The sequence below is a fragment of the Streptomyces sp. NPDC054961 genome (assembly GCF_053609145.1).
Genome location: NZ_JBSGWY010000060.1, coordinates 28,799 through 34,292, shown reverse-complemented (window position 1 = coordinate 34,292; position 5,494 = coordinate 28,799). Strand labels below are relative to the sequence as shown.

Annotated in this window: 3 protein-coding genes and 1 pseudogene; 2 read left to right on the top strand and 2 right to left on the bottom strand. The window is 72.9% G+C overall.

The window, feature by feature from the left end; genetic code table 11:
* Positions 1-453 precede the first annotated feature (453 nt).
* Together ACWF9Z_RS33905 and ACWF9Z_RS33900 are read right to left on the bottom strand one after the other, a co-directional pair.
* Positions 454-867, bottom strand: a pseudogene (locus ACWF9Z_RS33905) (Imm21 family immunity protein); the annotation flags it as partial.
* 72 nt (positions 868-939) lie between these two features.
* Entirely contained in the window at positions 940-1,914 is a 975-nt protein-coding gene (locus ACWF9Z_RS33900) for an SMP-30/gluconolactonase/LRE family protein (protein WP_453608987.1), read from the bottom strand.
* A 412-nt stretch (positions 1,915-2,326) separates the two neighbouring features.
* On the opposite strand from ACWF9Z_RS33900, the gene ACWF9Z_RS33895 reads away from it, so the two are divergent.
* A complete protein-coding gene (locus ACWF9Z_RS33895) occupies positions 2,327-4,045 on the top strand; it encodes a serine/threonine-protein kinase (protein ID WP_453608986.1) in 1,719 nt (572 codons plus the stop codon).
* 199 nt (positions 4,046-4,244) lie between these two features.
* A complete protein-coding gene (locus tag ACWF9Z_RS33890; protein ID WP_453608985.1) occupies positions 4,245-5,276 on the top strand; it encodes a LacI family DNA-binding transcriptional regulator in 1,032 nt (343 codons plus the stop codon).
* Positions 5,277-5,494: the final 218 nt, after the last annotated feature.

The following is a 5,494-nucleotide window of genomic DNA, read 5'->3' as shown; positions in this document are numbered from 1 at the left end:
CCCGGCCCCGGTGGGCCGGACCGACCGCGTAGCCGATCTCGGTTCCTTCGGGGGCGCGCCGGAGCATCACCTCGCCGAGCGGGGCGCCGCCGTCGGGGGTTCACGGGCGCGGCCGCGGATTCCCGGCCGCGGAGGGGCCGGCAATCCGCAGGCGGCCCGGGTCCGTTCGGATCCGGGAGGCGGTCCGTCGTGCGGACGAGCCGGCCGCATGACGCCGGGCGGATGGTCGTCATACGGCTGAGGCCCGCTCCGGAAGCCTCGCGCGAAGGCGGTGGCTTCCGGTACTCACGCGTCTCACCCCATTGCCTTCGTCCAAACGTCCGCCCGGCGCACGTTTTTTGCTGAGGCGTCAAGAGACCAGGGACGGGAGCCACTTGCGCACGCGGCCCGACCGGCGTCGATACGGCCCCTCTTCCGGCCGGACGCGTCAGCGCACGGGGGTGAAGTCCCGCGAGGCGATGTACGCACATACGCGGCACGAACCGAATACCTCCCTGGTCTCAGTGCCACCCGCAGATGGTTCTCTGGTTCCAACGCGTCACCAGGCCAAGCCGCGTCGAACAACACCACTGGCCCCGGCACGTCCCCATGCTGCTCAGGCTCCCAGGCGGCACCAGCGAGCGCGGCATCAACGCAGCCGAGAACCTCCTCCTCCGATTCTGCGGCGCACCACCGCACGAACAGGCCATGCTCCCTGAGGAAGGACGTCGAGGCGGGGTCATCACCGAGGACCAGGGCCTGCGACTGCCCGACCGTCACCAGGCCGGCATACCCATCGACGCCGCAGGCTCTGTCGTCATCCGTTTCAGACTCGTCGCTGTCCGCGCCGGACCACGAAGACAAGACCACTTCGGGCACAACGATCAACGGCCCGGTGCCCGTCGCCCCATCGCTCCGTCGCCGCCCCCGTGTGCAGGCTCGGGCATCGCGTGACGGCGTTCAGCCGCCCGTGCTCGGAGCCGGGTGCTCGGCGCCGCCGGGGACCTCGTAGACCTTGCCGTCGACGCCCGCCCGGTAGAGCTTTCCGGCCGAGAAACCGCGCTCTCCGTGTCCGTACGTGATCTGGGTGGAGAGGTAGAGCCCCGATTCCACGGAGCACAGGGACGTGCCCTCGGCCCGCCAGATCTGGCCCGCCGCGTGAGTGGCGATCAGCGGGCGGCCCCGGCCGTCGAGGGTGAGTCCGTCGGGCAGGGCGAGGGCGTTGGAGGCGTCGGCGGAGATCCAGCGCTGCGGGTGCGCCGGGGCGGCGACGGGTATGCGGTACAGCCCGGGGGCGATGGTGGTCTGGACGACGTAGACCTCCGTCCCGTCGGGGGAGACGGCGATCCCGTTGGCCTGCGGGACACGGGCCCACGCCGGATCGACCCGCCCGTCCGGTGTGACGCGGCCGATGTTCCGGCCGCCCAAGGTCGTGGTGTACACGGTGCCGTCGGGTGCGAGGGCGACCCCGTCGATGCCGCCGAGTCCCGAGGCGTACGGGGTGACGCCGCCCGACTCCGGGTCCACCAGCAGGAGCTTCGACACCGGCAGGGCGTCACCCGTCAGCGAGTGCACGAGGTCGTTGCCCGTGCCGACGAGGAGCCGGCCGTCGCCGCGCACGACGATCCCGCCGTTGGCGCCGACGTTCCCGGTGAGCGGCACGGGAGCGCTGCCCGGTGCGTCGACGCGGTAGACCCGGCCCGTGAAGTACGCGGTGGCGAACATCCGGCCCCGGGCGTCGACGGCGATCGACTCGACCCAGTCGGGTAGGTGCGCCACCGGGACCGGCGGACCCGACGCGACGGCGTCGCACGCGGGTGCCGCGTAGGCGGGCGTCGGTGCGAACACGCCCGCGGCCGCGGCCAGTACGACCGCCGCGGTCATGCCGCGGCGCGGCCCGCGTAAGGCGGCGCGGACGTTCCTGGTCAGCCTCATCGGTTCCCCTCCATGGTCGGTCAGGTCGATCTGCCCGTGCAGTATCGGCCCCGGGCGTCTCCCGGACCACCCCGCCGCCCGAAGGCCGGGCCGTCCTCCGCAGCGACGACGCCCACCCTGCGCGAACGCATCGGTGTCGTCGTGAAGCGCACCCGAGTGGTGGTGGACGGTGGTCGGAGGGACATTGGAAGGGAAGACCGAGCCCGTCCGGTCCGCGCGGACGTGACCTTTCGGGGATGCCGCGACTGCGCGTCCCTCCGGTCACCGCAGTCCGTCCACCGGAACCCCGTACGCGCGTCGAGTGGAGCGGGCCGGCCCGATTCCGTCCGGCTGCTCCGGCTCCGTGGCCGGAGGCAGGCGGTGCGGCCTGGAACGCACCGCGGCCGATCGAGTACGGCAATGAGGGAGCACCGTGACCACGCCTGATGGTCCACATCCTGGCGCTCGCGACGAGCCGGAAGGCTCGGATTCCGCGCCGGTCCGCGATCCCGGAGAGCGGGAGGGCCGGGAACGGATCGTTGGCGGACGCTATCTGCTGGTCGAGCTCATCGGCAGGGGCGGCATGGGCGCGGTCTGGCGGGCACGGGACCAGCTGCTCGACCGCGAGGTGGCGGTGAAGGAGCTGAGCATCAGGGGCGGGACCGACCAGGAACGCAGCACGCTGCACTCCCGCATGAAGCAGGAGGCCCGGGCCGCGGCGCAGATCAAGCATCCCGCCGTCATCGTCGTCCATGACGTGCTGGAGCAGGACGGCCGGCCGTGGATCGTCATGGAACTCGTCGACGGCGGGTCCCTGGCCGACATCGTCGCCACCGAGGGCACCCTGCTGCCGCAGGAGGCGGCAAGGGTGGGCATCCAGGTGGTGTCCGCCCTGGAGGAGAGCCACCGGCTCGGCGTGCTGCACCGTGACGTCAAGCCGGCCAACGTGCTGCTGGAGCGCGGCGGGCGCGTGGTGCTCACCGACTTCGGCATCGCGCTCCTCGATGGCGGCAGCGGCCTCACCCGCACGGGCGACATCGTCGGTTCGCCCGACTTCATTTCCCCCGAGCAGGCCTCGGGTCATCGTCCGGGGACCGCATCCGACCTCTGGGCGCTGGGCGCCACGCTGTACGCCGCCGTCGAGGGCAGGGCACCGTTCGGCCGTTCCTCGACCATGGGCACCTTGCAGGCGGTCGTGACCGAACCGCTGCCCGAGCCACGGAACGCGGGCCCGCTCGCACCGGTGATCGAGGCCCTGCTGCGCAAGGACCCGGGCGATCGGCCGACCGCCGGTCAGACGCTGCGCATGCTGGAGGAGGTGGTGTCCGGCGAGCCGCACACCATCGGGATGCGGTACACGCCCACGCAGGTGGTGCGGGGCCGGCCCGGGGGTCCGCAAGCGGCGGTGGCGAAGGGCGCGGGGGAGCGGAGCCGGCGGGTAAGACTCGTCGTGGCCGGGGCGGGGCTGGCGCTGCTGCTCATCGCGGGTGGCATCACGTTCGTCACGCTGAACACCAGGAGTCAGAACGCGGGTGGGCAGAGCTCCCCGCACGTCGCCGCCACGCCGAGCGCACCCGCGGGAGCCGCCACTGCCCCGAGCGCCCTGTCCGCCAATCCGTGCCCCGGACGGGGCACGGCCGACCTGCCGGCCGGCTGGACGGAGCTGAACGGCACCGTCATCAGTCCGGGCGTCGACCCCGGCGGCGTCTGTATCCGCTTCGGGAGCCAGTACTGGGGCGGCATCTACTTCGCGCGGGTTCCCGGACCCGACTACACGGTGACCGCGGACGGCAGGCTGGCATCGGGCGCCGGCAGACTGGCCTCAGGATCAGGCTGGGGGCTGGCAGCACGCAGCACGGTCGTGGCCGACGGCACCGTCACAGGACACGGAATCCAGTACGACCCCAACGGTTACCGGGACGTGGACTACCCCAAGGACTCCGGACCCACCTATCTGGCGGGAACCGACAACGGATGGCACCGGCTCGCGGTCAGCGTGCACGGCTCCCAGTACGCGCTGACCGCCGACGGACAAGCCGTCGCACACGGCACGTTGCCGCAACAGGCGGAGGACCACGGAGGGGCATTCGTCCGGGTCTGGTACGGCGCCACGGTCGAGCTGCGGAACCTCCGCGTCACCCCGCAGGATTGAGCCCGCGCGCACCGGCCGGCCTGGGGCCGGCCCTGTGATCGTGAACAATGGGACTTCGCCGCAAGGTGCCCTGGTGCGGGCACCACCGTGATATCGGTGTACGCAGCAGGACCCGGGTCAGCCGCCGCGGGCTTCGTCGACGAGAGGGCTCTCCGTGGGAACGGGAAGTACGGAACAATCTGAGCCGCGCCAGCCTGTGATGGCCGATGTCGCGCGCGTCGCCGGGGTGTCCCACCAGACGGTGTCGCGGGTGCTCAACGGCGCGCCCCACGTCCGCCCCGGCACGCGCGAGCGGGTGCTCGCGGCCATTCGCGAGCTGGACTACCGCCCCAACGTGGCGGCGCGAGCCCTGGTCACCCGTCGGTCCCAGACGCTCGGCGTGATCAGTTTCGGCAGCGCCCTGTACGGACCGGCCTCCATGCTGGACGGCATCGAGCAGGCCGCGCGCAGCGCCGGGTACTTCGTCAGCGTGGCGAGCCTCCGGTCACTGGACACGCGCTCGGTGCAGGACGCCGTGGACCGGCTCCGGGACCAGGGCGTCGAAGGCATCGTGGTGATCGCGCCGCAGACTCCGGCGGTCAGCGCGGTCGCCGAGTTGTCCACGGCGGTGCCCGTTGTCGCGGTCGGGGCCGGCAGCGGTTCGCCCGTACCCACGGTCTCGGTCGACAACGAGGCGGGCGCCCACGCCGTCACGCGGCACCTGCTGGACCTCGGACACGCCACGGTCCACCACATCGCCGGGCCGCCCGGCTGGCTGGAGACCACGACCCGGCAGGCCGGGTGGCGCAAGGCCTTGGAGGACGCCGGTGCCCCGGTGCCCGGGGCGCACCCCGGGGACTGGAGTGCGCGCGCCGGTTACCAGGCGGGCCTGCGGTTGGCCGAGGACCTCTCCGTCACCGCCGTGTTCTGTGCGAACGACCACCTGGCGCTGGGCCTGCTGCGCGCGCTGTACGAAGCGGGCCGGGCCATTCCGGGGGACATCAGCGTGGTCGGCTTCGACGACATCTCCGACGCCGCCTACTTCGCCCCGCCGTTGACGACGGTCCGTCAGGACTTCGGCGAACTGGGCAGGCGCGCACTGGAGCTGCTGGTCGACGAGGTGACCCGGAGCGGCCGTGCGGGCGGTGCGGCCGACGGGAAGCGCGCAGGGTCGCCGGAGTCCCCGGGCCGGCACGTTCTGGTGCCCACGGAGATCGTGCTGCGCCGCAGCTCGGGCCGCGCGCCGCGCTAGGCCGCCCCTTCCGGACCGGGCCGGCCGGGCGTCGCCCCGTCGCCCCGTCGTGCGGTCGTCCCGCCATGCCGCCATGCCGTCGCCCCGCCGCCCCGCCGTGCCGTCGTGCCGCCGTGCCGTCGTGCCGGCCTGCCGGAGTCACCCCCGCGCCCCGATCGCCGGCCGGCAGATCAACACCACAAACCGCCCCAAACTCCCAGACAGAACGCGCAACGCCG

Bases quoted from the DNA above. Each gene is read 5' to 3' on its own strand.
- ACWF9Z_RS33890 (WP_453608985.1), top strand. From the start codon at position 4,245: ATGGCCGATGTCGCGCGCGTCGCCGGGGTGTCCCACCAGACGGTGTCG.
- ACWF9Z_RS33900 (WP_453608987.1), bottom strand. From the start codon at position 1,914: ATGAGGCTGACCAGGAACGTCCGCGCCGCCTTACGCGGGCCGCGCCGC.